The 26,749-nt window shown below is 37.2% G+C and carries 27 protein-coding genes; 9 read left to right on the top strand and 18 right to left on the bottom strand.

Translation table 11 applies throughout. The annotated features are described in order from the left end of the window. Window positions 1–102 precede the first annotated feature (102 nt). From A3223_RS03680 to A3223_RS03690, 3 genes are all read left to right on the top strand, one after another. The gene (locus A3223_RS03680) at window positions 103–1,776 is read left to right on the top strand and encodes a 4Fe-4S binding protein (protein WP_084109020.1); all 1,674 of its coding nucleotides are present in this window, start codon (window positions 103–105) and stop codon (window positions 1,774–1,776) included. Then, a complete protein-coding gene (locus A3223_RS03685) occupies window positions 1,769–2,482 on the top strand; it encodes a TorD/DmsD family molecular chaperone (RefSeq protein ID WP_084109023.1) in 714 nt (237 codons plus the stop codon). Before A3223_RS03680 ends, A3223_RS03685 begins: the two co-directional genes overlap by 8 nt. Before the next feature lie 81 nt (window positions 2,483–2,563). Continuing rightward, the gene (locus A3223_RS03690) at window positions 2,564–3,196 is read left to right on the top strand and encodes a DUF6803 family protein (RefSeq protein WP_084109026.1); all 633 of its coding nucleotides are present in this window, start codon (window positions 2,564–2,566) and stop codon (window positions 3,194–3,196) included. A gap of 39 nt (window positions 3,197–3,235) precedes the next feature. Here A3223_RS03690 and A3223_RS03695 read toward each other — a convergent pair whose 3' ends face one another. From A3223_RS03695 to gltX, 6 genes are all read right to left on the bottom strand, one after another. Further along, window positions 3,236–3,916: an MqnA/MqnD/SBP family protein gene (locus A3223_RS03695; RefSeq protein WP_084109030.1), complete on the bottom strand. Its 681-nt coding sequence runs from the start codon at window positions 3,914–3,916 to the stop codon at window positions 3,236–3,238. Further along, entirely contained in the window at window positions 3,913–4,185 is a 273-nt protein-coding gene (locus tag A3223_RS03700; RefSeq protein ID WP_084109033.1) for a barstar family protein, read from the bottom strand. Before A3223_RS03700 ends, A3223_RS03695 begins: the two co-directional genes overlap by 4 nt. After that, window positions 4,182–4,688 carry a ribonuclease domain-containing protein gene (locus A3223_RS03705; protein WP_084109036.1) on the bottom strand — a complete coding sequence of 169 codons (507 nt, stop codon included), beginning with the start codon at window positions 4,686–4,688 and terminating at the stop codon, window positions 4,182–4,184. The genes A3223_RS03700 and A3223_RS03705 overlap by 4 nt, the downstream gene beginning before the upstream one ends. A 9-nt stretch (window positions 4,689–4,697) precedes the next feature. Further along, window positions 4,698–5,324, bottom strand: a complete 627-nt coding sequence (gene upp / locus A3223_RS03710; RefSeq protein WP_004317747.1) for a uracil phosphoribosyltransferase — start codon at window positions 5,322–5,324, stop codon at window positions 4,698–4,700. An 89-nt stretch (window positions 5,325–5,413) separates the two neighbouring features. Continuing rightward, a complete protein-coding gene (locus A3223_RS03715; protein ID WP_084109039.1) occupies window positions 5,414–6,667 on the bottom strand; it encodes a malic enzyme-like NAD(P)-binding protein in 1,254 nt (417 codons plus the stop codon). Then, a complete protein-coding gene (gene gltX, locus A3223_RS03720; protein WP_084109284.1) occupies window positions 6,664–8,043 on the bottom strand; it encodes a glutamate--tRNA ligase in 1,380 nt (459 codons plus the stop codon). The genes A3223_RS03715 and gltX overlap by 4 nt, the downstream gene beginning before the upstream one ends. 70 nt (window positions 8,044–8,113) lie before the next feature. Here gltX and A3223_RS03725 point away from each other — a divergent pair, with 70 nt between their 5' ends. Both A3223_RS03725 and A3223_RS03730 read left to right on the top strand, forming a co-directional pair. Then, a complete protein-coding gene (locus A3223_RS03725) occupies window positions 8,114–8,944 on the top strand; it encodes a peptidylprolyl isomerase (RefSeq protein ID WP_084109042.1) in 831 nt (276 codons plus the stop codon). Between the two features lie 136 nt (window positions 8,945–9,080). After that, window positions 9,081–9,446, top strand: coding sequence for an ATP-binding cassette domain-containing protein (locus A3223_RS03730; RefSeq protein ID WP_180378690.1), 366 nt, complete (start codon window positions 9,081–9,083; stop codon window positions 9,444–9,446). A 29-nt stretch (window positions 9,447–9,475) separates the two neighbouring features. Here A3223_RS03730 and yedE read toward each other — a convergent pair whose 3' ends face one another. Beyond that, on the bottom strand, window positions 9,476–10,534 hold the full coding sequence (gene yedE, locus A3223_RS03735) for a YedE family putative selenium transporter (protein ID WP_084109048.1): 1,059 nt from the start codon (window positions 10,532–10,534) through the stop codon (window positions 9,476–9,478). Between the two features lie 135 nt (window positions 10,535–10,669). Here yedE and A3223_RS03740 point away from each other — a divergent pair, with 135 nt between their 5' ends. After that, the gene (locus A3223_RS03740; protein ID WP_084109051.1) at window positions 10,670–11,869 is read left to right on the top strand and encodes a molybdopterin molybdotransferase MoeA; all 1,200 of its coding nucleotides are present in this window, start codon (window positions 10,670–10,672) and stop codon (window positions 11,867–11,869) included. A 17-nt stretch (window positions 11,870–11,886) separates the two neighbouring features. After that, window positions 11,887–12,888 (top strand): TerC/Alx family metal homeostasis membrane protein, encoded by a 1,002-nt coding sequence (locus A3223_RS03745; RefSeq protein WP_084109054.1) that lies wholly within the window; start codon window positions 11,887–11,889, stop codon window positions 12,886–12,888. 120 nt (window positions 12,889–13,008) lie between these two features. On the opposite strand, the gene A3223_RS03750 is transcribed toward A3223_RS03745, so the two are convergent. The 11 genes from A3223_RS03750 to A3223_RS03795 form a co-directional block, all read right to left on the bottom strand. Continuing rightward, window positions 13,009–13,572, bottom strand: coding sequence for a MotE family protein (locus tag A3223_RS03750; RefSeq protein ID WP_084109057.1), 564 nt, complete (start codon window positions 13,570–13,572; stop codon window positions 13,009–13,011). Next, window positions 13,572–13,994 carry a flagellar export protein FliJ gene (locus A3223_RS03755; RefSeq protein WP_084109060.1) on the bottom strand — a complete coding sequence of 141 codons (423 nt, stop codon included), beginning with the start codon at window positions 13,992–13,994 and terminating at the stop codon, window positions 13,572–13,574. Before A3223_RS03755 ends, A3223_RS03750 begins: the two co-directional genes overlap by 1 nt. Beyond that, window positions 13,991–15,241, bottom strand: a complete 1,251-nt coding sequence (locus A3223_RS03760) for an adenylosuccinate synthase (protein ID WP_084041659.1) — start codon at window positions 15,239–15,241, stop codon at window positions 13,991–13,993. The genes A3223_RS03755 and A3223_RS03760 overlap by 4 nt, the downstream gene beginning before the upstream one ends. Before the next feature lie 2 nt (window positions 15,242–15,243). After that, window positions 15,244–16,110 (bottom strand): ATP phosphoribosyltransferase regulatory subunit, encoded by an 867-nt coding sequence (locus tag A3223_RS03765; RefSeq protein ID WP_084109063.1) that lies wholly within the window; start codon window positions 16,108–16,110, stop codon window positions 15,244–15,246. Beyond that, window positions 16,110–20,204, bottom strand: a complete 4,095-nt coding sequence (locus A3223_RS03770; RefSeq protein ID WP_084109066.1) for a diguanylate cyclase domain-containing protein — start codon at window positions 20,202–20,204, stop codon at window positions 16,110–16,112. The genes A3223_RS03765 and A3223_RS03770 overlap by 1 nt, the downstream gene beginning before the upstream one ends. A gap of 146 nt (window positions 20,205–20,350) precedes the next feature. Then, entirely contained in the window at window positions 20,351–20,980 is a 630-nt protein-coding gene (locus tag A3223_RS03775) for an NAD(P)H-dependent oxidoreductase (protein ID WP_084109068.1), read from the bottom strand. Between the two features lie 164 nt (window positions 20,981–21,144). Then, complete coding sequence (locus tag A3223_RS03780) at window positions 21,145–22,692, bottom strand: disulfide bond formation protein B (RefSeq protein WP_084109071.1); 1,548 nt, start codon at window positions 22,690–22,692, stop codon at window positions 21,145–21,147. Window positions 22,693–22,701: 9 nt separating this feature from the next. Continuing rightward, the gene (locus tag A3223_RS09910; RefSeq protein WP_002949057.1) at window positions 22,702–22,869 is read right to left on the bottom strand and encodes a hypothetical protein; all 168 of its coding nucleotides are present in this window, start codon (window positions 22,867–22,869) and stop codon (window positions 22,702–22,704) included. 302 nt (window positions 22,870–23,171) lie between these two features. Next, window positions 23,172–24,194 carry a selenide, water dikinase SelD gene (gene selD, locus A3223_RS03785; protein WP_374057430.1) on the bottom strand — a complete coding sequence of 341 codons (1,023 nt, stop codon included), beginning with the start codon at window positions 24,192–24,194 and terminating at the stop codon, window positions 23,172–23,174. After that, window positions 24,191–24,793, bottom strand: a complete 603-nt coding sequence (gene yedF / locus A3223_RS03790; RefSeq protein WP_084109074.1) for a sulfurtransferase-like selenium metabolism protein YedF — start codon at window positions 24,791–24,793, stop codon at window positions 24,191–24,193. Before yedF ends, selD begins: the two co-directional genes overlap by 4 nt. 150 nt (window positions 24,794–24,943) lie before the next feature. Then, on the bottom strand, window positions 24,944–25,891 hold the full coding sequence (locus A3223_RS03795) for a formate dehydrogenase subunit gamma (protein ID WP_021090567.1): 948 nt from the start codon (window positions 25,889–25,891) through the stop codon (window positions 24,944–24,946). Window positions 25,892–26,124: 233 nt separating this feature from the next. Here A3223_RS03795 and A3223_RS09790 point away from each other — a divergent pair, with 233 nt between their 5' ends. Continuing rightward, window positions 26,125–26,349: a hypothetical protein gene (locus A3223_RS09790; protein ID WP_257639238.1), complete on the top strand. Its 225-nt coding sequence runs from the start codon at window positions 26,125–26,127 to the stop codon at window positions 26,347–26,349. Then, a complete protein-coding gene (locus A3223_RS03800) occupies window positions 26,292–26,720 on the top strand; it encodes a DJ-1/PfpI family protein (protein WP_257639239.1) in 429 nt (142 codons plus the stop codon). Before A3223_RS09790 ends, A3223_RS03800 begins: the two co-directional genes overlap by 58 nt. Window positions 26,721–26,749: the final 29 nt, after the last annotated feature.

Raw genomic sequence — 26,749 nt, forward strand, 5'->3', positions numbered from 1 at the left:
TATTATAAATTAAACCTTAGAGCAAAAAGGAACATATAAAATTCAGAGTCCATTAATCCCATTAATATTAAAATAAGCCTATTCTTGATAATAGGAGAAATTATGAAAGAATTTGGCTTTTATAACGATTTTGACGATACTTTGATGCTAAATGAACAGATAGAAATAAATAACGAAAAGGAAGAATATTTAGTTTCTAACTCGCCAAAGCTTAAAGCAAACATTATCGCACCTGAGATAAATTTTTATCTAAAAAATACAACTGCAAGCGTCTTAGAAAAAGCTAAAAATACACTTTTGCTCTACGAGGCAAGAGCAACTGCATTTGACATGGCAAAGGATGTTGATTACGAAAAAGAAGTCGGAAAAAACGTCGTAATAGTAAGCAACTCAGGCCGTGAGGAGCTAGCAAATTTATTAAAAGAAAATGGCTATAAAGTCATTGAATTAACGCATTTTGAAGTGAAATTTATTTATGGTGCAGCTGGCGAGCTTAGTGTTTTGATACTTAGAGCAAATGACGAATTTGAGGTCGATTGCGACTTTTTCTTGGTTGAAAATGCAAGGGATTATATGCTAAAGCAAAGCGGCTGTTATGAAATAGCTGGGCTAGAAGATGAAGCTGTGCTTAAAATGTTAAATGAAAAAACTCCAAAATTTAAGTACAAAAGCCTAACTCAATATGACTCTTCGATCTGTCAATATCACGAACGAAGAAATGAAATTTGTGGACGTTGTGCCGAAGTTTGCCCAACGGTTGCGATATTAAAAGAGGATGAAACAAAGCACCTTGTCTTTTCGCAGATAGATTGCACAAACTGCGGAAACTGTATCAGCGTATGCCCTAGTGGCGCGCTCGACTACACGCTAATGCCTCAGAGCTCATTTGCTGCTGTGGCAAAGCTTTATAAAGGCAAGATTGCACTCATTGTGCCAGAAGAGATAAATTTAGAAGATCTTAGCGTTAGCCTACCAGAAAATGTCTTACCTTTTGCTATCTCAGCTGCACATTTTCTAAGCCAAACGCACTTTTTGACACTTCTTCAAGAAAGTGGCGCAAGTGTAATTTTATTTAGCAAGAGCCTTGGCAAAGGCGAAAAAGACGCCATTAGCATCTTAAATCAAATTTATGAGCTTAAATTTAAAGAGACGGCGATCTATCACGCTAAAGATAAAAATGAACTTGAAGAATCGCTCAAAAAGGCAAAATTTATAGCTGACTCACAACACACGATAAACGAATATGCCTTGCCAAAAAGAGAAATTTTTGCAAAAAGGCTCGAGTTTTTAGTAGGTAGCGAAGATCTTGGCGTGGTAAAAAGCGGCGAGATGATAAGATATGGCGATGTCAAGATAAACACTGATAGCTGTACACTTTGTCTAAGTTGCGTTGGCGCTTGTAACGTAAGCGCGCTAGTGGCTGATAAAAAGACAAATTCTATTTTATTTAATCCAAGCGTCTGCACAGCTTGCGGATACTGCGAACTAAGCTGTGCTGAAAAAGATACCATAAGCCTTGAAGTTGGAAAAATTTCTCTTAAGCCTGAGTTTTTTACATATAATGAGCTGGCACGAGATGAGCTTTTTGCCTGTGTTGAGTGCGGAAAAGAGTTTGCGACTAAAAAAGCAGTCGAAAAGATCGCAACTATAATGCAACCAAGATTTGGCAACGATAGGGTCAAGATAAAAGCACTTTACTGCTGTGCTGACTGCAAAGCCAAACTAATGGTTCAAGCCCAAATAAACGCGATGAAAGAGGATTTATTAAATGGATAAAAACATCATAAAAGCAAGATCGTATTTTTACGAATTTCTAGCATATCCTATGTTTTTTTACACAAATGATGAGAAATTTTCAAGATGGAAAGAGCAGTTAAGATACTTAAGCGCAAATCCTTTAAGCGAGGATAGTGATGCTGCATTTAAAAATTTAGATAAATTTAGCTTTGAAGAATTTTCAAAAGAACAAAATGATGTTCTTTTTGGCTTTACAAATATCCCCTTAAGCGCTTCATTTTATGAAGAGGGCAGAGATAACGGAGCAGCTAGGCTTAGGGTTATTGAATGTTTAAAACTAAGCCCATATAGACGTGATAGCGAGCTTTGCAAAGACAGCGAGGACTACGTTGGATTTATATTTTTAGCGATGGCTACATTTTTAAAAGATGAGTTTGATGATGCAAAAAATATTAGCAATAAGCTATTTTCTGAAACTTTAAATTTATTTGTAGATGAGTTTTCTCAGCTACTTTCAGCTTACAAAGAGGCAAATTTCTTTAAATCATATATTATTATTTTAAAAGATTTCATCGATCTTGAACGCTCTATACTAAACGTAGAAGCACCGGCTAAGCCAAAAGGCGATAGTGTCGCCATGGCAGCACTTAAGAAAGAGCCATTTCAAAGCAAGATGCCAACAATCAAAACCAAACTTCATTGGGAAGAATTTTCTCCAGTCATCTCACACGAGTTTAAAGACTAGCTTAAATTTGTTATCTTGATATTTTATAATTATTAGCAATTTGGCGTTAATCTTCTTTAAATTTTTTACAAAGGACTTACAATGGTAATGACACACTACATGGAGCTTTTATCGCTCAATCAACCTTACAATCTAATCTTCTTCATGGTGATACCTGTGGGGCTTACGGAGCTTTTAGTGGCGATGGAGTTTCTCACTATGTATCACATGGATAGCGGTAAAAATGCTGGCTATAAGGCTGTTGGCAAATTTGCTGGCATAGTGCTTGGGGTCTATTTTACAGCTCTTGTGATCTATTTTATGGCAAAAATTTATCCAAGTATAAAATGGCGTGGATATGCCGATGTCATCGCTGTCTACTCATATCTCATCAGCGTCATACCACTTCTTGGCATCGCGCTTTTAGAGCTAAATTTGATCTACAAAAACGCAAGCGAAAAGGCAAAGCTAAAGCTTCACTTTTTCCTACTCATATTTGCCTTGATCGTCGCACACGTCGCAATGATATTTGGCATGGTTGATCCTACCATAACAGGCTACAAGGCTGAAAACGGTGAGATGGGTATGCATATGAATATGCCAATGAACATGCCAGCAGATATGCCAATGCACGATCACCACAAGATGATGCAAAATATGGGTGAGATGCATATGAATATGATGATGCAAAATATGAGCGATGATAACTCAACTAATATGCATATGCATCACTAAATTTAAAAGTTTCTTGGAAGTTGCTAAGCAGCTTTAGATTTAATTCTTTTTTGCTGCTTTTAATAGTCTATTTTCTTTAAAAAATTTTCTGAGTGATTTTTGCTCTTTTGGGCCTATTTTGTAGCTTATAAATTTCAAATACCACTTGATATCTTGCTCGCTTATGGCGCGGCTTTTGGCATACTGAGCTAATATATAATTTGGAATTTTTACATTTTTTTGTAGAAATTTTGCAACCAGTCTTTTGTAAAACGAGCCATTTTTTACATATGAAAATCTACCAAAAACAAATGGCAAATTTGTCTTTTCGTGCCAAATGTTACCAAGGTCGTAAAAGCACTCTTTGCCCTCGCTTAGGTATGCCTTTAGTGCCCTGTCGCCTATGATCACCTCGCCATTTAGACGAAGCACCTTAGCTAGGGCGTTTGAGCTAGCAGAGGCAGGATCTGGCTTTGGGGCTGAGTTTTTGCGCACAAGCACGCTTTTTACATCGTTTTTGGCGACTATTCCAAAATTTAGCTTCTTTAAATTTGCCTTTTTACTAGCTATACTTGAGATCACCGCAGCGTCGATCTTTCTGGCATTTAGTGCCCTATTTAGCTTGCTTGGCACGCCTTTTTTAAACTCGATCGCCTTTTTTATCTGAGAGCTTAGTGGAGCTGATTTTAAAAAAACGTGAAATGGAAGTAAATTTAGATAATCAATCTTTCCAAATATCATTTTTCATCTTTTACAAACTCAAATTTAACTAGATCATTTTCGTTACAAACGTCATGAAATAGCTGAATCAAGCTCTCTTTTGTGCCACTATCCAAAAAATTTTCATTTTTTAGCTTTATAAATGTTGGCTCATTTATCTCGCAAAGACAGTCAAAGAGTGCGTCTAAATTTTTGCCGTAGTACTCTGGCAGGCCAAATTTTTTTGTAAAATACTCATGCATTTTTTCTTTTTCAACCATCTCTTTGGCATCTAAGATCACACTTTTCATTGCATCCTCTTCTCATAAAGCAGATAAAAATGCTCGTAGTGATCGGGTGTGTAGTAGATAAGCCCGTCGTTTGAGTATAAAATTCTCTCAGCACCGCGCCTGCCACCATTATAATTTACATCGCACTCAAACCACTTTCTACCATCAGCATCTGGCAGCCTCTTTTCTCTGTTTGAAAATCTATCTCCGCCGATACTTTTGCCACCACTTATCTGCCATAAATTTCCGCTTTTTGCATTCCAGCCAAGATCAAGTGCCTCTTTTTTGGTTATGAAATTCTTTGGTAGCTTGTTAAATTTATAGATATAAAGAGCGACCTCATCTTTTGAGGTGTACGAGCCATTTTCTGTAATGCTCTGGCTCTTTTGTCCCTCTTTGTTTAGTTGCTCAAGTAAAATTTGAGCGTTTTTGTTTGCCTCGCCGCCATCTTTTGAAAAAAATAAAGTACCGATGATGATAGCAATGACAAAGGCAACTAAAGCTGGCAAAAGTCTTTTATTCAAATTTTGCCCTTAAAGCGTGTTAAAAACTCTATCGCCAGCATCACCAAGACCTGGTACGATGTAGTTTTTCTCATTTAGTTTCTCATCGATCGATGCCGTATAGACCTCGACGTCTGGGTAAATTTCGCTAAATCTCTTTAGCCCCTCAGGTGCAGCGATGATAGAGATAAATTTGATCTCCTTAACGCCCTTTTCACGCAAGAATTTGACCGCATCTATCGCCGTGCCGCCAGTTGCAAACATAGGATCGATGATGATCGCCATGCGCTCTTTTGCGTCTTTTGGAAGCTTTGCGTAGAAAAACTCAGCCTGAGCGGTCTCTTCGTTTCGCTGAAAACCCAAAAAGCCCACACTCGCATCTGGGATGATGGTAAAAACACTATCAAGCATACCAAGAGCAGCCCTTAAAATAGGACATATCATCACCTTTGTAGTAAGCCTTTTTGCATCTGCTACCGCAACTGGGGTTTGGACTTTGACATCTTTTACCTTTAAATTTCTAGTCGCCTCAAAGATCATAAGATAACTGATCTCATCAACTAGCATACGAAACTGAAAAGGTTGGGTGTTTTTATCACGTAGAATGGTTAATTTATGCTCGATCAGTGGGTGCGAGATGAGCTTTACGTTTTGCATTTTTTGTCCTTAAATTTACTGTTTTTACAAGGTTTGTCTTTTACAAAATGCCAAGAGAAGAATTTAGCCCATATTTGGGCTAAATTTGATTAAAAACCTTTTGCAAGTTTGGCTTTATAAGCCTCAACATCAAAATCTTTTACTCTCGCTACGCCATCTTCAACAGCAGCTTTTGCAACTGCTGGAGCGACTGCTGTTAGCACACGTTTGTCAAATGGTTTTGGGATGATGTATTCTTTGCCAAATTTTAGCTCGCTAACGCCACTTGCTTTTAAAACTTCAGCTGGTACTGGCTCTTTTGCAAGCTGCGCAAGCGCTCTAGCTGCAGCCATTTTCATATTTTCAGTGATCTTTTTAGCTCTAACGTCAAGCGCGCCTCTAAAGATAAAAGGAAAACCTAAAACGTTATTTACTTGGTTAGGATAGTCGCTTCTGCCTGTACCCATCATAACGTCACTTCTTACAGCCTCAACATCCTCTGGATAAATTTCAGGCACTGGGTTTGCCAAAGCAAAGATGATAGGTTCTTTATTCATTGACGCAACCATCTCTTTTGTAAGCACACCAGGCTTAGAAAGACCTAAAAACATATCAGCACCCCTCATCGCATCAGCCAAAGTTCTATCCTCAGTTTCAAGCGCAAACTCTATCTTTTCAGGCGTTAGGTCTGTTCTTTTTGAGTGAATGACACCTTTGCTATCTATCATAACGATATGTTTTGCACCAAGCGCTTTATACATCTTCGCGCATGCAATGCCAGCTGCACCAGCGCCACTAACTACGATTTTTATCTTAGATATATCTTTGCCAGAAATTTCCATCGCATTTATCATACCAGCGCTTGTTATCATCGCTGTGCCGTGCTGATCGTCGTGCATTACAGGGATATCGACTGCTTCTTGAAGCTTTCTTTCTATCTCAAAGCACTTTGGAGCACGGATATCTTCTAAATTTATACCACCAAATGTCGGAGCTAGAGCCTTGCAAATCTCAACGATCTTATCAGGATCGTGCTCATCTAGCTCGATGTCAAAGGCATCCACGTTTGCAAATTTTTTAAATAAGACTGACTTTCCTTCCATAACTGGCTTACCAGCGATCGCACCGATATCGCCTAGGCCTAGTACAGCCGTGCCATCGGTGATGACAGCTACTAAATTTGCTTTATTTGTATATTTATAAGCTAGTTCATTATCAGCTTCTATCTCTTTACAAGGCTCAGCAACGCCTGGTGTATAGGCCATTGAAAGGTCTCTTGATGTCTCGCAAGGCGTCTTTACCTTTATCTCGATCTTACCGCCTATGTGGTAGTTTAGTGCTTCTTCTTTAGTTACATGTGTCATTTCTCTTCCTTTAATAAATTTTGTATTCTATTTTTCGTCTCGCTACTGCCCACTACTTCAAGCACTTCAAATATGCTTGGGCTAACACTTGAGCCAGTTAGCGCTATCCTTAGAGCCTGAGCTAGGTCTTTTAGCTTTAAGCCATTTTGCTCTAAAAATTTATTAGTTAGCTCCTCATAGCCCTTCACGTCGAGGTCACGGTCTAAAATTTGAGCGAATTTAGCCAAAATTTCTTTGCTATTTTCATTTATAAATTTAGCCCAAGCTTTCTCATCGTAGCTTTTTGGAGCGTTGATGATCGCGTTTGCGCTATTTGCCATTTCAATTAATGTCTTTGATCTCTCACGGAGCGAATTTAGCAGTAGCTCGCCCTTTACCAAAGCCTTAAAATCAACGCCAAACTCGAGCATATCGTGAGCTAGTCTCTCGTAAGGCAGGGTCTTAATGTAGTGAGAATTTAGCCAGTCAAGCTTTTGAGCGTTGTAAGTGCTTGAGCTTTTGTTGATATCGTTTGGATTGAAGTATTTAAGCATATCCTCAATAGTAAAAATCTCATCATCGCCGTGGCTCCAGCCAAGACGAACGAGAAAATTTAAGAGCGCTTCAGGCAGGTAGCCCATCTTTTTATACTCCATAACGTCAGTTGCGCCGTGTCTTTTGCTAAGCTTTTTACCATCCTCTCCGTTTATCATAGCGACGTGATAAAATTTTGGTACCTTAAAGCCAAGTGCCTCGTAAAGAACGATCTGTTTTGGAGTATTTGAGAGGTGATCGTCACCACGGATGACGTCTGTTACGCCCATTAGTGCGTCATCTATCACAACCGTGAAGTTATAAGTTGGTGTGCCGTCGCTTCTTGCGATGATGAAGTCATCTAAGATATCTTCAACCTTAAATTTAACCTCGCCCTTTATGCCATCATGTATGACGATCTCGCCGCTAAGCGGGGCTTTTATACGGATGACTGGCTCGATGCCAGCTGGAGGCGTGCCAGTAAAATCTCTATATCTATTATCATATTTTGGGCGCTCTTTTCTAGCCTCTTGGCTGGCTCTAAGCTCCTCAAGCTCATCCTTGCTCATATAGCATTTATATGCTTTGCCTTCTTCAAGTAATTTTTTAACATACTCTTTGTAAAGATCAAACCTCTTTGACTGATATGTCACTTCGCCGTCGTGATCAAGCTTACACCAAGCAAATGCCTCTTTTATGGCTTGCGTGGCCTCTTCTGAGTTTCGTTTTAGGTCAGTATCTTCGATACGAAGTAAAAATTTTCCATTATTAGCTCTTGCATATAAATAATTATAAAGGGCTGTCCTAAGTCCGCCTATATGTAGGTATCCAGTAGGCGACGGAGCAAATCTAGTAACTATCATTTTGTGCCTTATTTTTATGTTATAATTGCCCAAAATTATATTTACTAAATACTTAAATAAAGGTTTTATTATGAAAAAATTGCTCTTTTTGGCTGCTGGCATGCTAAGTGCTTTAAATTTATATTCGGCTCAGATGATAAACGGTATCGCAGCTATTGTAGAGAACGAACCAATCACGCTTTATGAAGTTTATAGCTTGAAAGAACAGCTAAGAGCTAGCGAACAAGATGCTTTAAATTTACTCATAAGAGATAGGCTCGAAGATGCTCAGATAAAAAATTTAAACATTAGTGTAACGCCATTTGAGCTAAACGATAGAATCGAATCGATCGCAAAGCAAAATGGCATGACAAATTCGCAGTTTAGAAGCTCTATCCAAGCTCAAGGCATGGACTTTTTGGAGTTTAAAAACAACATAGAAAAAAAGATGCTTCAAGAAAAGCTTTATAAAAGCATCTTGGCTGAAGCTGGTAAAAATGTAAATGAGCAAAAAGCAAAGATGTATTTTGATGCTAATCCTGATAAATTTAAGGTCTTTAGCGCTGCTAAAGTGGTCCTTTATAAGGCAAAGAATCCAGAAGAGCTAGAAGCTCAAAAAACAAGTCCATCACTACTTAACAGCGTACGAACACAAGAGCTTAGCCTAGACTATCAGAGCATAGATCCAAGACTAGCTGCCATCATAGCTGGTACAAATAATGGAGAATTTACCCAAATACTACAAGGCGCTGATAGTTTTGATATGTTTTATGTAAAGGAAAAAATAGGCTCATACACTCCAAGCTTTGCAGACGTTAAGGATAATGTTATAAACGAGCTTTATCAAGGTGAGCAAGAAAAACTTATGGCTGATTATTTTGACAAACTCCGCGCAAAAGCAAAGATTCAAATTTTAAGATAACTTCTCTTAGCCGTCATTTGGCGGCTAAATCCTCTCAATAGAATTAAACTTTTTTCAATTTTAACTCCCATAAATATACATTTTAGCTTTAGCATAAGCTACCTAAAAGCAACAAATCTTATCCCAAAAGCCATATTTGGTTAGATCTAGCCTAAGAGAACTCATCTCCTATCCGAACAAAAATGAGCAAAATGATAGTGAAATTTATAAAATTTTAGCCAGAGTTGGCCTTAACAAATTTAAAAATTTAGATGAAATTTTAGACTATCCTAAGATCATGAGTGAAGGCGAGGCTCAGAGGCTAAATTTTGCCAGAGTCTATCTTGCAAAGCCTAAATTTTTATTCTTAGACGAGGCAACCTCGGCACTTGATAATACTTCAGCAGCTAAAATTTTGAAAAATTTAAAGAGCGATTTTAAGGAACTTGGCGTGATGATGATCACACATCAACGTGAGCTTTTTGAACTTTTTGATGAGGTGATAGATATAAAAAGTGAGTAAATTTGACTGCAAAGGCAGCCAAATTTATATTATGCTTTTTTAGTAAAAACTCCGACATAAATAGCATAGATAAAGCCGATCGCTACGGCATATGGAGCGTAAGGAGTGATGCCAGCTCCAGAGCTTGCAAGTATGAAGTTATGGCTTATCGCAGCGCCTGCCCCCATGCCTAAAACAAATACAGCTGAGCTTAAATTTCCAGCTCCCATTTGCACTAAATGTTTGCCTGGGCAGCCATAACTTAGACTAAAGCAAAGACCAGCCAAGCTCATGCCAAGGAAATTCCAAAGGACGTCATTATGAGCGATAGGTTGAGCCTCAAAGCCAAATTTATATTGTCCAAGAGCTAAATTTGTGATACTTGCAAAAACGATGATAGATACAATGCCATAAAACATTGAAAGATCGCGCTCAAAAACTTTACTAATCGCTCCAACTGAGCAAAATTTACTTCTTTGCATAAAAATGCCAATAACAATGGCACAAATAAGTGAGATAAAGATATTTGCATGCTGTGAACCTGGGCCTTTTTCTGAGCTAAATAATGCACCATTATCGCCAAGTTTTAAACCAAAGACAAGGGCTATTAAAAGCAAAATAGCAATGATTAATGGCAAAAACGCAACTGGTTTTGTTGTGACATCATTTTCAGGTATGACGTAACCATTTTTCTTGAAAAATCGTCCAACAAAAACGCCAGCAAATAGACCGACAAGACCAGCAATAGCAGTCATATCTCCGCCGCCAAGGCGCAAAAACGCTCTCCATGGACAACCCAAAAAGATAAGACAACCAATCATAGCAAACACGCCTAAGAAAAATCTAGAAAAAGCCGCACTGCCAGATACTGGAGTAAAATTTCTGCTCCAAAGCATGCTTGCTAAAAAGCCTCCGATGATAAGCCCTAAAATTTCAGGCCTTAGATACTGTACCACTTTGGCTTGATGAAAGCCAAAAGCACCTACGCTATCTCTTAAAAAGCAAGCCGCGCAAACACCCATATTTGCTGGGTTACCAAAATAAACAAGCACTGGGCCAAGAATGCCAAGGCTTGCACCTGCAATGATGTAAAGCACTGTTTTATTCATGAATATTCCTGTGTATAGGGTAAAATCAAACTGATTTCTTAAACGACATTTTAATAATCATTAAATAAAACAAAGATTAATTTTTTTAAGAGCAAAGTAGATAAAATATGCAAAAATTTCATAAAAGGGATAAAAATGAAAGATTTTATGAGTTACGCAGATAGCCTAAAAATTTTAAAAGATACAATAAATGCATGGGAAAAGGTCGAAAAAGTAGCCATCACGGACGCACTTGATAGAAATATCGCCTACGATGTGACAGCCGCCGAAAATTACCCAGCAAAGCCAGTTTCAGCAATGGACGGATACGCTTTTGCCTTTAAAGATGGCCTAAGCGAGCTTGAGCTCATCACAGACCTGCCTGCTGGAAGCGACAAAGGACTAGTCATAGAGGGTAGTAAATGTGTAAAAACTTTCACTGGCTCACTAATGAGCGAAGGCACTGACACACTTGTGCCGGTAGAAAATGTCGAGGTTGTCGGATCAAAAATACTCATTAAAAAAAGCGTGCCAAAGGGTTTTGCCGTGCGCGAAGTAGGAGAAAGCTACAAAAAAGGTGAAATTTTGATCAAAAAAGGCACACGTCTAAGCTACGCTGAAATCGCACTTCTAGCAGAGCTTGGCCACTTTCACATAAGCGTCTTTATCCGTCCAAGAGTTGCGATACTAGCGACTGGCAGCGAGATAAAAGACCTTGGCGAGCCATTAGAAAATCCAGCGCAAATTCACAGCTCAAATCACGTAGGCATCGCTATGCAGATACGCAAAATGGGTGCAGAGCCGGTCCTTTGCGAGATCGTAAGAGATAAGGCCGAGCTTGTCGAAAAAGCGATCATAAACGCACTAAAATCAGCTGATATATTAGTGACGACTGGTGGCATAAGCATGGGTGATTACGACTTTGTAAAAGGCGCTTTAAATGAAAATTTTAGTCTTATCATCGAAGGTGCTGCCATAAAACCGGGCCGTCACATCAGAGTGGCAAAGTCAGGCGATAAATATATCTTTGCACTGCCAGGATTTCCGTACTCGGCAATGGTTATGTGTGTGCTTTACGTAAGGGTCTTAATAAATGCGTGGTTTGGTCAAGAAGAGCCAAAGATCACGGCAATAATGGACGAAGACTATAAAAAGCGTTCACCATTTTTAGAATTTACGGCTGTAAATTTAGAAAATCGTGAAGGAAAAAATTTTGTAAATCTAAATGGCAAAAAGCTTGGCAGTTCAGCAATCGTAAATAATTTAACAAACAAAGCTGCACTTTTAATGATCCCAATGGATAAAGAAATTCTTAAAAAAGGCGAGATAGTAGAAGTCTTGATGATGCCTTACTAAAATTTTAAGGATAAAAGTTGAACACGTCAGAAATTCAAACAATTATAGTTTTTCTGCTAATGACATCACTTGCCTTTGGAATAGATCTTTTTGCTCATAAGCATGATGAGAAAATTTCACTAAAACAAGCCGGTATTTGGTCTATCTTTTGGATAGGAGTTTCGGTACTTTTTGGCATATATTTATATTTTGAGCGAGGCAGCGAAATAGCAAGTCTTTATTTTGCAGGATATGCGCTAGAAAAGTCGCTCTCAGTAGATAATCTTTTTGTGATGATGGCGATTTTTTCATGGTTTAAGATACCTGAAATTTATCGCCACAGAGTGCTTTATTTTGGCGTTATAGGAGCTATGATATTTAGGCTCATCTTTGTAGCCGTAGGTACGATGCTTTTTGCTATCTCACCTTGGATGGAGCTAATATTTGCGGCAATAGTCGCATATAGTGCCGTAATGATGATAAAAAAAGATAACTGTGATGAAGATATAAAAGATTATTCAAACCACATAGCTTATAGGGCAGTTTATCGCTTTTTTCCGGTTTTGCCACAGCTTTTTGGACATAGTTTTTTTGTTAAATTTAGCGAAATTTCTAAACAAATTTCAGATAGTCAAAAAACTACTCTTAACGATCAAATTTTAAGGCTAAAAGCCACTTGGATAGCAACACCGTTATTCTTGTGTCTTTGCGTGATTGAGCTAAGCGATGTGATATTTGCTTTTGATAGCGTTCCAGCTGTCATTGCTGTGAGCAAAGATCTTGTGATTGTTTATTCAGCGATGATATTTGCGATACTTGGGCTAAGAACGCTTTATTTTGTGCTTGAAGCACTCAAAAATTTTTTAAAATATTTAGAAATTTCTGTGATCGTACTTTTATTTTTTATCGCAGTAAAGCTAGCCGTAAATGCGACTGCTCATATCTTTCATCATGGTTTTGAAATTTCTGCACAAATTAGCCTTTTTATCATTCTAGCCATTCTTGGAGTTGGGGTCGTAGTAGGTTTGGTTAAAAAATAACTACCACAAAAGTATACAAGCTAAAGTTAGGTGAGCTTAAAATTAAAAATTTATAAGCAGGTGCTTTATATTTTGGTGTCTAAATTCTTTAAAATTTTACTTGCTTGTGTAAAAGATTGATTACTGTATATTTATGCTACCGGCTGGAGTTGGCATATCACCTTTTTCATCAGCAAATGGTGGCCCTTTTTGAAGCAAAGTGGTGATCTCGGATGCCACTTTTGGATCCATTTTCGCCATGATGGTTGATATCTTTTTAGCATCAAGAGCATAAAGTATGGTGGCTGCGTTTGATCTAGGCATTTTAGAGAGCACCTCAGCTGCCGCGCCATCTTTCATCTTAGAATACGACTCATTGACTTTATCACTAGTCATTGTGCGAAGCTCTTTTAAAATTTTCTCATTTTTGGCGACCACTTCATCGATCTCTTTACGTTTTTGCTCGATTACTTTCATTGTCGCATTTAGATCAGCTTCTTTTTTGGCAAGCTTTTTATTATTTTCTTCATAGGCTGCTGCTGAGCTTGCGCGAAATACCTCTAAAGCTTGGCGCTGTTCATCTATAATCTCAAGTTCCTTTGAAATTTCTTCTTTTCTAGCTTCGAAAATTTGCGTACAATCAACTGGTACCTCAAAACAAAATGCAAAATTTAAAATAGTTAAGAGTAATAAAACCGCTCTCATCACAACTCGCTCTTAGCTGTAAATTTCATCACCGCAAACTCATCAAGCGCAAGCGCTTCGGCTTTTTGTATGCGTTTTATCTCTTTTTTAAACTCTTCTTTTTCTAGATATTTCATCTTTTCGTACTCTAAATTTGCATTTTTATATTTATGTTCGTAATGCGAAACCTCTTTTTTAGCTATTTCAAGGCTCTCTTTGCAGGCATTTAATTCTTGCCTTGCTATCTTTATAAACTCTAAATTTTCCTTTAGTTCGCCTATATTGCCACTTTTTGGCAAGCAAAACTCCTCAAGCCTTGCTCTTAAATGTACTAAATTTTCTTCAAAATTTCTTACATTAAGCCTAGCAACGGCAAGCTTTGCCTCTACCTTATCCATCTCTTGTTTTTTTACACGGACGATAGAGGTAAATTTGCTTTTCATCTAATGATCGTATCGCTTCTTTCGGGGCTTGTTGAGATATAGCCGATCTTTACGCCAGTTAGCTCTTCTATTCGCTCGATATAAGCTCTTGCATTTGCTGGCAGATCTTCATATTTGCTTATGCCTTTTACGCTATCCCAGCCTGCAAGTTCTTCATAGATAGGAGTTGCATTTTCAAGATCTGTTGGCATATAATCGATAGTTTCGCCATTATATTGATAAGCTTTGCAAATTTTTACCACTTCAAATCCATCAAGTACATCAAGCTTCATAAGCGCATAAGTATCGACGCCATCGAGTCTTGAAGCATATTTTACACTCACAGCGTCAAACCAGCCACAACGTCTGCGGCGACCTGTTGTTGTGCCAAATTCCTTGCCGATATCGCACATCTTATCGCCACTCGTGCCTTTATCTTCTGTTGGAAAAGGGCCAAAGCCAACACGAGTCGTATATGCCTTTATGACACCTATTACTTCACCGATTTCTTTTGGATTTAGCCCAAGACCTGTGCAAGCACCTGCACTTATGGTATTTGAGCTAGTTACATATGGATATGTACCATGGTCAATATCTAAAAGCGTGCCCTGAGCGCCTTCAAGTAATACCTTTTTATTTTCATCAAGCGCCTTCCATACTAGGTTTGTAGTATTTGCGATAAATGGAGCTAAAACCTCTTTATATCTTTTTAGCTCTTCAAGTAATTCGTTCTCATTAGGAATTTTTACGCCAAGTGCGTCAAATACACATTTGTTTGTCTCAAAGTCATGCATTAAAGCATCGCATAAACGCTCTGGCTCAAGTAGCTCGCCTACTCTGTGGCCACTTCTACTTATTTTATCAGCATAAGTTGGTCCGATGCCTTTTCCAGTCGTACCGATTGCTTTTTCACCTTTTAGTCTCTCTTTTGCTTGATCGATTTGACTATGGTAGCTTAGATTTAAATGTGCTTTATCGCTAATATAAAGCCTTCCCTCCAAATTTTCAAACTGAGCCATTTCAGTGATTAACACTTCTGGACAAACAACAACGCCATTGCCAATGATATTTATGATATTTTTATGCAAAATTCCGCTTGGAACAAGGTGAAGTGCGTATCTAACACCATCAACCCAGATCGTATGGCCGGCATTATGGCCGCCCTGTGAGCGACAGATCATGTCATAGTTTAGTCCTAGCATATCAACTATCTTGCCTTTGCCCTCATCACCCCATTGAACTCCAACTACTAAATCAGCCTTTCTCATTCTTACTTCCTTAAATTAATTTTTTCTTCTATCAATGCATCTGTATAAACAGCAAAACCACTATTTATTTTTCCGTCTATTTCGTAGCTGCCACCACTTGCTATTATGCTGTTATTTCTTAAAAATCTAAAAAATAAACTATCGTAATATCTCATTTTCGAGTAATATAGCGGAACTATTCTTAAATTTTTATATTCTAAAGCGCTGGCTAAATTTCTCAAATTTTCAAGCGGTTCTTTTAGTTTGCTTGGAGAAATTTTAATCACTTTATCCAGTTCATCAACAGACTTTAAAAGAGCAAGAGCGCTTAGCCATGGAACATTTTGAGATAAAATTTTCTCCATTTGCCCATTTTCAAAAATTTCAATAGGCACACTCAAAATTTCACAAATCACTCTTGGAATTTGTATATTGCTCACTTGCAAAAATGTATCCATTTTTAGCTCATTAAGAAGCTTTGCTACGATATTTATGCTTTTTAAAACATCATTTTCATCGATTAGCTCAGCTCCGATTTGATAAATTTCTTGACTTGGATAGCGAAAGACTGGCTGGATATAAAACCATCTTTTTGATTCGTTTGCCTTTAGCCTTCTAAGCACGATCCTTACAGTATCTACCGTGCTATCAGCTCTTAGGCTTATTTCGTGATTTAGACTATCGCTAAAACGTAAAAGATTTGTAGCATCTACACTTAAATGCTGGTGATATGAGAAAAATGGTGTTACGATCTCGCTAAAGCCTTCATTTTCTAAAATTTCACTAGCTTTTTGTTCAATCTGCCTCTTTAGCTTTGCGCTACTAGCAAAGTATAGCTTGCTTCCATTTGGGATTTCATGCTCATAAACATTTAAAGCATTTTCATTCATTATTTATTCGCTCCACTCAAATTTAGATCATTATCACATAATAAAATTGCCTCATTAGCTAAATTTATTACGTTCTCTTTGTCTATTTTTACAAGAATCGTATCTAAAATTTCAGCTAATTTTTCATTTATTGTTCTGATATCATCTACTTGATTTGCTATTTCGATTTTTAATTTTTCGCTTACTTTTTCATCGCATTTAAGCAAATTTATCAAACGAATCATAAGCTCTTTTACGCCTACTATTTTGCAAAGCATATTGTAGTTCTCATCATCTTGAAAATTTCTTACATTTAGCGGAGATGATAGAGCAAATTTAAATTTGAGCACATCATCCAGACTAAGCTCTGGCGCAAAAAGCCGTCCTTGAAATCTACTAAAGCCAAATCCAACAAAAATTTCAAGCATGCTTTTATCTTCTAAATTTTTTATCATGACATCAAAATCAAATGTATCTGATACATACTTTATCATGCGTATGGTCTTTAGTGCTTCTACTGAATCAAAAATCTGTTTGCAAAATCTTTTATCTATATTAAATCTATTTGTTTTTAACATGCCTAAAGCTTCTACCGAGCCTGAATAAGATGCAAAATCATCAAGCGAAAAGCTAACGCCTAGTTCCTTATAAGCATCGATATATCTAACAACATCATCTAAATTTACGCCACTTGCGGAGTCAACAATATCTATGATTAGCCCATTTGCATCTAGCTGCTCATCTTCTAAAAGCTTTTTAAATTTCTCAAAAAACTCAGAAGTCATTAGCTTTTTAATGCACAAATTTACTCTAACTTTTGCATTTATTCCCTCTTTTAGCCATACAGCCCTAGCTTTTAAAGCATCTTTTAGTGTAAATAGTGCGATAGCAACAACTGCTTTTGAGCCTTTTGCAAGCGGTAAGAAGTCTGATGGCCTTAATATCTTATCGCCATTTTTCCATCTAATAAATGCCTCAAAGCTGCTAACTTCCCCGCTTTTTATATCAATCTCAGGCTGATATAGTAAAAACATCTCGCCAGCATCGATAGCTTCAATGATCTTTGAGTCATCTCTATATTCATTTTTAAAATACGTATCTTTTTTTGAATTAAATACATAATATTTATTTTTTCCATTAAGCTTTGCTTGATACATAGCCCAATCAGCTCTTTCAATTAGATCATCAACACTAAGTGCATCGCCACTTAAGCTAATACCAATACTTACGCTAAGTTTTTTTTCATCATCATCAATAGAAATTTTACTCTGACCCACTCTTAAGATGTTTTCAGCAGTTTCGTAAATTTCTCCCAAATTTTCATAAGGCATAGCACCTATAAACTCGTCTCCGCCTATTCTTGCAAATATTCCTTGTTTTGGAAAAATTTCATCTATTTTTTTTGAAATTTCTATTAGGATTTTATCACCTACTTGATGTCCGTATCCGTCATTTATCGATTTAAAATTATCAAAATCGACATAAAAAGCTGCTATTTTTAAGCTTTTTTTCGCTTGTTTTAGTAGATTTTCTAGCTTATTAAAAAGTAAAAATCTATTTGGTAGTCCAGTTAGCGTATCGTGATACGCGATAAATTCAAGATATTCTTTATTGTAGCAATCATCATTTGCGCTTGAAGCTAACAAAATATATCCCTCTTGATCGCCAAACGCGTTTAAAAGCTTGCTTATACTTATGACTTCGAGTCTATTTTTGCTTCGAACATCATGAATAAGACCTTGCCAAAAGCCAGTTATTTTAAGTGAATTTAAAATTTCATCTTTAATATCTTTTAGTCCGTTTTTAAAATTTATTATATCTTTTGAGTAAATTTTCTCTATAAAATTTTTATCTCTAGAAATATCAAGCGTATCGAAAAAAGCGTCATTAGCATCTATGATCCTAAACTCATCATCAAGCATAATAATTTGCTCTTTTGCGTATGAGAAAATTTTTGCTAAAAGGTCTTGATAAGAAAAAAAGCTATTTTGCACACTAAGATCTTGCATTGTGCCCTTTATGACACTTACTTCACCATCATAAAAAGCTATTGCTTTTGCTCTAATCCTAACATAAATAATCTCTTTATCAGCCCTATAAAAACGCACTTCGCCATCATATACTTCACCTTTTTTTATAAGGTCAAAAAAGTCCTTAAAGCTTACAAATTCATCTACAAATATAGTTTTTGCACGTTCAAAATTTATACTCATATCCCCATTTAATGCATATCCGAGCGACTTAGCGATAGCATTTGGGATATAAAGGGTGTCGCTTTTTTTATCCCATGAAAAGACAAGCGCTTGGCTTGCCCAAAGTATGCCTTGAAAATATTTTAATTCAGCATCATATTTTTCTTGCAACTTCGCTATATCACTTAAGTCATTAAAAAAGTATATGATCTTTCGCTCTTTATCAGCACCATTATCTATAAATTTTACTTTTATTTTAAATGGCGTTTTGTTGTTTTCATTTGTTTGCATATTGGCTACGAGATTGATTTCGCTATTTTTGCCGCCATTTTCAAAGAATTTTTTAGATTCATTAGAAACATTTACAGCAAACTCATCTAAACTTTCAGGGCTTATTAGATCTTTTAAATTTATAAGCTTCTTATCTTGCGGGACTTTAAAGACACTATCGATATTTTGTGTACTTCTTACGATAGAAAATGGATCGCTGCTTAAAGCTTCTGATATTACATTTGGCGATAAAAACGAATAATCATTTATTGCTTCGTTATCCTTTTTCGTAAATTTTCCATCGTCAAGCTCGTGTATAAGCATAAAATTTAGCCTAGAATCCCTTAGTTCGATCTGCGACTCTTGTAAAAATCCCTCTTTAGTGCCGCCATCTTTTGTTTTTAGCTTGATTTTAAAACTCATATCGCTATTTTGAGCATCTTGTTTCATTTGCATAAACAATGCAAAATCGTCATCTATTAAATCATTTAAATTTAGCTCTATAATCTCATCTTTTGTGTAGCCAACAGAAGATAAAAATGCATTACTAGCATCAATAATATCGCCGCTATAAGCATCATAAACTACTATTTTCAAAAAGCTTTGCTCAAAAATATAGCCAAATCTACTTTTGTATTCTTCTAGCCCATCAGTTGCTTTTTTGGTTTCTATCTTTAGCTTGTTTATTCCATTTTTTATATCTTCAAATTCTGTTACATTTAAACTTCGTCTTATCTCGTATTCATCGCCATCCAAAGTATCTCTTACCTCTTTTAAAGCTGGCATTATTCTATTTTTTATAAATTTCACATCTCTAACCCATAAAATCAAAGAAGATATAAAACAAAAGATCGATAGCCAAAATAAAACAAGCTGCATAAAGATATGAAAATGCTTCGTTGAAGCAGTAATAACAAAAATTTTATACTCTGGCATATAGCTTATGAGATAAAAGCTCATATGACTTAAAGAAAATATTATTTTATCCTCTTTAAACTCGTCGCCAAGACTCACATAAGGCAAAAACATCGATTCATCAAATTTTTTATAAAACTCATCTCTTGATAAATTTCCATATTTATCTACTAGATAAGCATAAGTTTTGCTTTTATCATCGTAATCTACATTGGTGTAGTTTTGCAAAAATTTTATATCAATTTGAACTAAAATGCTGCCTCCATTTTTTAGTCCATAAGATGCATAAATGTCTCTAAAACGACTGTTTTTATAAACTCGATCCGATACTGTAAATTTCCCAGCATCTGTCTCGTTTAAACTAAGCCACGATAGATCCTTTTCGGCTATGTCATCAGCACCTAAAAATCTCTTTGAATAGAGTAAATTTCTATTTTTATCAAAAACATAAAAAGCTATATAAAGATCGTTTTTTGTTGAATTTTTATCAAATAGCATATCACTAAGACCTGCTTCAACCATTTTTGATTTTAAAAATAGATCATTTTTTATTATAAAAAAGCTATTTGAGATTGATGATTTTATATTTGAATTAGTTGAGCTAAGATCATACTTTATATCGTTCGTACCGGCACAAACTACAAATAATGCTAAAAATATAAATGAGAGTAGAAGTAAAATAGCCTTTGTATAAAACATTTTTACTATTTGAAGGCTGGTTTTTTGTTTATCAAGCACGATAGACACCTCGTTAGTTTAGGTTTTGGCTCTGATTTTATCCCATTTTTACTTGATTTGGGTTTATAAAGATAAGTATTTATTTAGAATTTATTGATTTATTTAAAATCGAGCCAAAAATTTATTTAAAATTTGGCTCAAATATCTTAACAAATCCAAGTAACGATATCAGAAATTTCTCTACGAAGTTTTTTTGGTTGTGGATTTAGGCGGTAGCCAAATGGCACCATAATAGCCACTCTTTGAAAGCTCTCATCAAGCCCCAAAAGTTTATTTAAAGCGTGTCTGTCAAAGCCTTCTATTGGGCAACTATCAATGCCCAAACTTGCAGCTGCATTCATCATATTTGTGGCGATTATCATGCATTGTTCATGTGACCACTGAAATGTTAGCTCATCATCATTTTTAAAATTTGCTAGCAAAAAGTCGTGATAAAATTTTTGCCTTGCAGCAATGGCTTCAGGATCTTTATTGGTATTTCTAGCGATCATTTTATTAACGTATGTGCTTCCAAATTTCACCTCTTTGATCTTAGCTAAAACGACAACTAAATGCGAGCAAGATGTGATTTGCGCTTGATTCCATGAAAGAGCTTTTATTTTTTCTCTAAGCTCTTTATTTTGAACGACTAAGATATCCCACTGCTCAAGACCGGTTGAACTAGGGCTTAATCTACCAGCTTCTAGTATAAAATCAAACTCTCCAGCACCGATCTTTTTGTTCTCATCAAAAATTTTGCACGCGTGACGAAATTTTAAAATTTCAAGATAGTTCATCATATCTCCTTTGTTAAATTTTTTAACATTATAAAGCGGTTAGGTAAATTAAAAGGAATTTAGCAGCCGGCGCAAAGACGCCGACTTGCAGTTAAAATTTATCTATGAGTCATCTCAAATTCGCCCGCTTTACGCGGACGAATTTACGTTGGTTTGGGCTAAATTTACTCACCCAGAGGGTTATTTAGCTCTACTACGTTTACTTTGCCGTCCTTATGCGCTAGAGCGTAGATGCTACCGCCCTTTACCGCTAGTCCGGAGATGTCGCCGATTTGCGGCATCGCATAGGCATCGACTACCTTCGCGTCCGCAAGGTCGATCACGAGTAAGGTGTTGTAGTTTTTGGAGTAGGCCAAAAATTTACCGCCCGCGACGTCGCCAGCCGTGACATAGTAGTCTTTTAGATCGCGTTTATCTTTTAGCGCGAGGGCTGACGTCACGATAGTTTCGCCACTCAGCATCTTATCTTTACTATCGACTTTGATGAGAATCAAGTTCTTAGCGCGCTCGTTTGGCACCGTGATCATATACATATAGGTGCTTTGCGGATCTTTTGCGAGCGTTAGGACGTATTGTTTTTTCGCCCTTATAGTTAAAAGTGCCGGGCGGTCGAACTTCCACGCAGACTCGAGCCCGCCGGTGCTCTCTCTAAAATATCTCCACTCGTGATACGCGTCTACTTTTTGGACAGGCTTAACGGCAAATGTCGTTTTGTTAAAGCCTGTAGTTACCAGCATGTCGCCGACAAAGGTCGATGCGACAGCCTTTTTGATATTGCGACCGTTTGGTTTGTCGATGATAGCATGAGCGATCTCTTTAAAATTCGCGTCCGTAAAATAAACGCCGCCTTCGGTGTTTGAGATGCCGAAAGTATCGTTTTTAGCGTTATACGCTAGTCCGCTCGTTACGCCTTTGCCGAAAATTCCTTTTGTCTCAAAAGGGAGCGGGAAGCTGTTTTTCACGCTAAGCGCGGGCTTCACGTCCGTAAACGCGCCGCCGCTTGGATCGGAGTTAAATTTGACGCTTATATCTTTTGGCTCGCCCGCTATAAACGGATCTTCGACGACGTTTGCGCCGGTGAATGAAAACGGCTTTTCAAATCTTTTCCAAACGCCCGCTGTCCAAGTGTTGTTTAGGCTGATGCGCTCTGGATCGCCCTTGCCGCTATACGGCGGGATACCTGCCGAGATGAGCGCCTGAACGGCATTTGATAGAATGACAAATAGGCTCAAAGCTATCACAAATTTTGAATACGCGTTAAGAGACTTGATCCTGGTATCAGCGCGTGCGATATCGCTCGAGACGACCTTATCTTTGGCAAAAAGCATCATGAGTCCCATTGCCACGACCACGACCCAGTACACCAAAATGCCCCACGTATAGGTGTGCGCACCGAATATATCGCCGCCAAAGCCCATACCTACGTCTCTATATAAACTAAAGCTCGCATGCCTAAGCGTCATGAAAATACCATACGCAGCGCCAAAAAGCACGGCGGCTATGTAGCGAGCTTTTAGTCCGTAGCGCAGTATCAAGATACCAGCAACGCCGACCACGACCATATCTATGCGCTCCCACCAGCAAAGCGTGCAAGGGCCCTCGCCGATAACGTAGCCAAGATAAATGTTTGCGATACCGACTGGGATAGCAAGCACGAGCAAGACCGCGGTGGCCATAACAAAGTCAAAATTTTTTTCGTTAAAAAAACTCATCTAGCCCTCCTAGTACGCCGCGTAAGGCAGCAGGGACGTCCAGCTGGCGATGAAAAACATAATAAAACAAATCGCCGTCCCCACGGCAAATGCACCAAATGCCAAACCCTCTTTTTCAGGCTTTTTCCAAGCTATAAAAACGGCTATAGCCAGAAAGAGAAACGATAAAAACTCCATTTTATCTCCTTTGTATCATTAATATTAGATTGTCATTTTAATTTAATTATTTTATATTTTTACTTAAATTTAAAATATTATTGATAATGTCTTGCAGATTATTTTAAATTTTACTACTATAAAGTACGAAAAAATGTATCTTTTTAAAAGTAAGATAAAAAGTAAATTTGCTATTTTATTAAATTTTATTTTTAAGAATTTGGAAAGAGCAAATTTGGCTAAATTTATAGCTTGCCTTTGGCTTACTTCAAACTATCTCAAATTTAAAAACCAAGTCTTTACAAGCTAAAATTTAAAGTATATTAGCGCAAATTTATGCCAAATTTGCCTTTACTTATAGCCATACCAACTACCACTGAGTGCTCATAACCTACTTCTTTTAAGCGTTTTACTGCAAGCATCGCGTCCTTTTCGCCAACTGCGAGCAAAAGCCCACCAGAAGTTTGTGCGTCAAATAGTAAAATGTCAGCTTCTTTATCTACAAAATGCTTTGCAAATTCGCGGTTTTTATAGCTTCCTTCTGGAATAATGCCCATATCTGCAAATTCCTTTGCGCTTGCAATGATTGGCACGTTTTTTTCATAAATTTCAAAACTGATCTTTTCATTTAGCATTTCGCTTAAATGCCCCAAAAAGCCAAATCCAGTCACATCAGTAGCGCCGTAGACTTTGATGCCATCAAGTGCTTTTAATGCATAAAAATTTAGCTGTGCCATGATAGTTGCAGCCTCTTTTATCTGCTCCATGCTTAATAAATCAGCCTTTATTGCTGTGCTTAAAATGCCGCTTCCAAGGGGCTTTGTAAGTATCAAAACATTGCCATTTATAGCTGTATTATTTGCCCAAAATTTATCAGGATGTACCCTTCCAGTAACGCTAAGCCCATAATACATCTGCTGTGTCTCGATCGTATGCCCGCCAACTATAATGCCACCACACTCTTTTACTTTATCGGCTCCGCCTTGCAAAATTTCACCTAAAATTTCAGGTGCCAAGTTACAACTATCAAAGCCTACGATGTTTAGAGCATTTATCACCTCACCACCCATTGCAAAGACGTCGCTTAGGCTATTTGCAGCAGCGATTTGACCGTAAATAAAAGGATCATTTACCACAGGCGTTATAAAGTCAAGCGTTTGAACAAGTGCAAGATCACTTGAAATTTTAAAGACACTCGCATCCTCGTTAGAATTTGTGCTTGAGAGCAGATTTGGATGAGATAAATTTAAACTACTAATCGTTTTGTGTAGACCCGACGGGTCAAGCTTAGCAGCTCAGCCAGCAGCTCTAACGAACTGCGTAAGCTTTTTGTCGTGGTAGATCATAGTTTGATCTGCTCGTGAGTTGAGAGTATGTCGATGATCTCATAAGCATTTGAAATTTCGCCAATCGCAAGATCACTTACTAGCTTATAAGCCTCCAAGCAGCTTCCGCAGCTTAAAATTTTAACACCAGCAGCTTCAAGATCTTTAAGCGGCTTAAAGCTTGGGTGTGAGCGGTTTGTTGTCATCTTTACAGCGTTATTTACGCAGATTATTATCTTTGGTTTTTTCTCAACTTGAAGAAATGCTCCTAAGAATTTTGATAGTAAATTTATTCCCACTTCGCCACTTCCCGCGCGCTCTTCATTCAGATAGAGTACTTTATTATTTTTTGGTGTTATGTCGCAGATAAACTCATCAAAATTTGTAAACTCAAGCGCATTTTTACCTTTTGTAGCTAAAATTTTAGTCTCATTACCGTTGCTTTCTAGGCTAAATTCTATATTTTGATTTTTTAAAAATCTTGAGATATTTTCTTTTGGAGCTAGGGCATTTACGATGATCTCTAGGCTCTCTCCCTCATTTAAACCCTCAAGTGCGTTTTTAGTCATGATGACTGGTTTTGGGCACTCTAAATTTCTGCAATTAATTGTTCTTGTCATTGTTTTTCCTTTGTAATTAGTATTTCAAACCTTGAAACTAGTTTGGATTATAGCCAAAAAAATATTAATTATTTTAAAAATTTTAATGTATAAATTTGAGATAAAAGAGAGCTTTGACCTCGCTTACTAGCAAGGTCAGAGTAAAGTTAATTATTTTAAATTTGTGTAAGACTTTTCATAATCAGATACTGGAATTTTATTCTCTCTAACAAGCTCTTGATACCAGTAGTGATGAAGAACATAAACTTCTTCTTCCTCTTTATATCCAGTAATCATCGACCAAATAGCACCATGAATAGCAATAGCTGCCATATAAATATGAACTAAGAAAAATACTGCACATGCAATGCCAAGACAGTTATGGATAATTACGCTGTATCTTAAAAGATCAATTTGTGTAAGACCAAACCAAGAAGCAACCGCTGGCTCTTTGAAGTCCGTAAAATACATAATCGCGCCAGTAATTATCATAACGATACCACCAGGGATAGCAATCCAGTACCATGCTTTTTGACCAGCATTAAATTTACCAGCCGGAACAGGTCTCTTTTTCTTTGATAAATAGCCACCAACTATCATCATCCATCTGATATCATAAATTGCTGGAAGCATTCTCTTTGTCCAGGTAAATAACATAGGAAGCACAGAAACAGCAAAGATCACAGTTGCTGTATCGTGCAAGTATCTACAGAAACGCACAAATGTTCCACCGCCAAGCTCTGCACCCCACATAATGATGATACCAGTTGGCACTAAAATGATCCATGAGATCGCTGCCAAACCATGAGCTATACGTATGATCAATGAAAAAGCAAACACCTTTTTACCATCATGACTAAAATGTTTTGGTCCAATGATTAAAAAGTGTAATGCAAATGCTCCAATAACAGCCAAAATGATAGAAAGTGCTGCTATTGCAAAATAATCATTACCTTGGATAAAAGTAAATATCGGCCCCAAACCTTGTTCGTATGGCTTGATATTTTCTATCCTTTCAGCCGCCCAAATGGCACTATTATATTGATTGACGCCAGTTGGTCCTTGAGTTGCCATTGCTGTTACAAATAATGTAAAAAGCAGAGTAAGAATTCTCGTCATTGTAGTCCTTTATGAGTTTGAGCTTAAACAATTTAAGTATTGGTTAAATACGTTAAATCGCATAGCTACGCTATTTTGGTCGCTATTATATCAGAGCTAATCACAAGCAAACCTTAGCAAAAAAGATTACTAAAAATTTTATAAAAAATATTTAAGTTTTGTTAATTTTTAGCGTTTTTGATCTGAAAATTTAGCTAAAATAAAGCCAAATTTTAGTTAAAAAGGACTGTGCTATGGATCTTTTTTGCCTTATCTTTGATGACTATGAGACGCTTGATCTAATGGGGCCGGTAGAGTTTTTGGCAAGGGTGCCTGAAATTAACATTAATTATGTCTCGTTTGATGGTGGGATGAAAAGAAGTAAGCAAGGCTTTTTGATAAAAACAAAAAACTTAACAAGATGCCAAATGAGAGCATTTTGCTACTCCCTGGTGGTCAGGGCACAAGGGCACTTGTAAATGATAGTGAGTTTATTTTGAGACTTAAAGAGTGCGTTTTGGCATCCAAATTTTGCCTAAGCGTATGCACAGGTTCGGCGCTCATCGCTCGCACAGGAGAGCTTGACGGCTTAAGGGCTACTTCAAATAAAAGGTCACTTAAATGGGTGAAAAGTTGCGGCTTAGTGGTAAAGTGGCAAGAGTGCGCTAGGTGGGTGAGGACAGGTAAGTTCTACACAGCTTTAGGCGTGGCTGCTGGCATGGATATGGCGCTTGGTTTTATTAGCGATCATTTTGGCAAGGAACTAGCCCAAAAGATCGCAAACGAGACTGAATACAACTGGCAAAAAAGCTCAAAGATAGACAAATTTGCCAAAAATTATGGATACTAATCCGTGTAGAAAAATTCTCAGTATTTAGC

This window comes from Campylobacter concisus, assembly GCF_002092855.1.
Taxonomy (GTDB): domain Bacteria; phylum Campylobacterota; class Campylobacteria; order Campylobacterales; family Campylobacteraceae; genus Campylobacter_A; species Campylobacter_A concisus_AI.

Coding starts and splice junctions, on each gene's coding strand:
- A3223_RS03715 (WP_084109039.1), bottom strand. CDS start 6,667: ATGACACATGTAACTAAAGAAGAAGCACTAAACTACCACATAGGCGGT.
- A3223_RS03795 (WP_021090567.1), bottom strand. CDS start 25,891: ATGACGAGAATTCTTACTCTGCTTTTTACATTATTTGTAACAGCAATG.
- A3223_RS03755 (WP_084109060.1), bottom strand. CDS start 13,994: ATGAAAAGCAAATTTACCTCTATCGTCCGTGTAAAAAAACAAGAGATG.
- A3223_RS03725 (WP_084109042.1), top strand. CDS start 8,114: ATGAAAAAATTGCTCTTTTTGGCTGCTGGCATGCTAAGTGCTTTAAAT.
- A3223_RS03800 (WP_257639239.1), top strand. CDS start 26,292: ATGCCAAATGAGAGCATTTTGCTACTCCCTGGTGGTCAGGGCACAAGG.
- A3223_RS03765 (WP_084109063.1), bottom strand. CDS start 16,110: ATGAATGAAAATGCTTTAAATGTTTATGAGCATGAAATCCCAAATGGA.
- A3223_RS03700 (WP_084109033.1), bottom strand. CDS start 4,185: ATGAAAAGTGTGATCTTAGATGCCAAAGAGATGGTTGAAAAAGAAAAA.
- A3223_RS03750 (WP_084109057.1), bottom strand. CDS start 13,572: ATGAGAGCGGTTTTATTACTCTTAACTATTTTAAATTTTGCATTTTGT.
- A3223_RS09790 (WP_257639238.1), top strand. CDS start 26,125: ATGGATCTTTTTTGCCTTATCTTTGATGACTATGAGACGCTTGATCTA.
- yedE (WP_084109048.1), bottom strand. CDS start 10,534: ATGAATAAAACAGTGCTTTACATCATTGCAGGTGCAAGCCTTGGCATT.
- gltX (WP_084109284.1), bottom strand. CDS start 8,043: ATGATAGTTACTAGATTTGCTCCGTCGCCTACTGGATACCTACATATA.
- A3223_RS03695 (WP_084109030.1), bottom strand. CDS start 3,916: ATGATATTTGGAAAGATTGATTATCTAAATTTACTTCCATTTCACGTT.
- upp (WP_004317747.1), bottom strand. CDS start 5,324: ATGCAAAACGTAAAGCTCATCTCGCACCCACTGATCGAGCATAAATTA.
- A3223_RS03740 (WP_084109051.1), top strand. CDS start 10,670: ATGAAAGATTTTATGAGTTACGCAGATAGCCTAAAAATTTTAAAAGAT.
- yedF (WP_084109074.1), bottom strand. CDS start 24,793: ATGACAAGAACAATTAATTGCAGAAATTTAGAGTGCCCAAAACCAGTC.
- A3223_RS03685 (WP_084109023.1), top strand. CDS start 1,769: ATGGATAAAAACATCATAAAAGCAAGATCGTATTTTTACGAATTTCTA.
- A3223_RS03760 (WP_084041659.1), bottom strand. CDS start 15,241: ATGAGAAAGGCTGATTTAGTAGTTGGAGTTCAATGGGGTGATGAGGGC.
- A3223_RS03780 (WP_084109071.1), bottom strand. CDS start 22,692: ATGAGTTTTTTTAACGAAAAAAATTTTGACTTTGTTATGGCCACCGCG.
- A3223_RS03680 (WP_084109020.1), top strand. CDS start 103: ATGAAAGAATTTGGCTTTTATAACGATTTTGACGATACTTTGATGCTA.
- A3223_RS03775 (WP_084109068.1), bottom strand. CDS start 20,980: ATGAACTATCTTGAAATTTTAAAATTTCGTCACGCGTGCAAAATTTTT.
- A3223_RS03690 (WP_084109026.1), top strand. CDS start 2,564: ATGGTAATGACACACTACATGGAGCTTTTATCGCTCAATCAACCTTAC.
- A3223_RS09910 (WP_002949057.1), bottom strand. CDS start 22,869: ATGGAGTTTTTATCGTTTCTCTTTCTGGCTATAGCCGTTTTTATAGCT.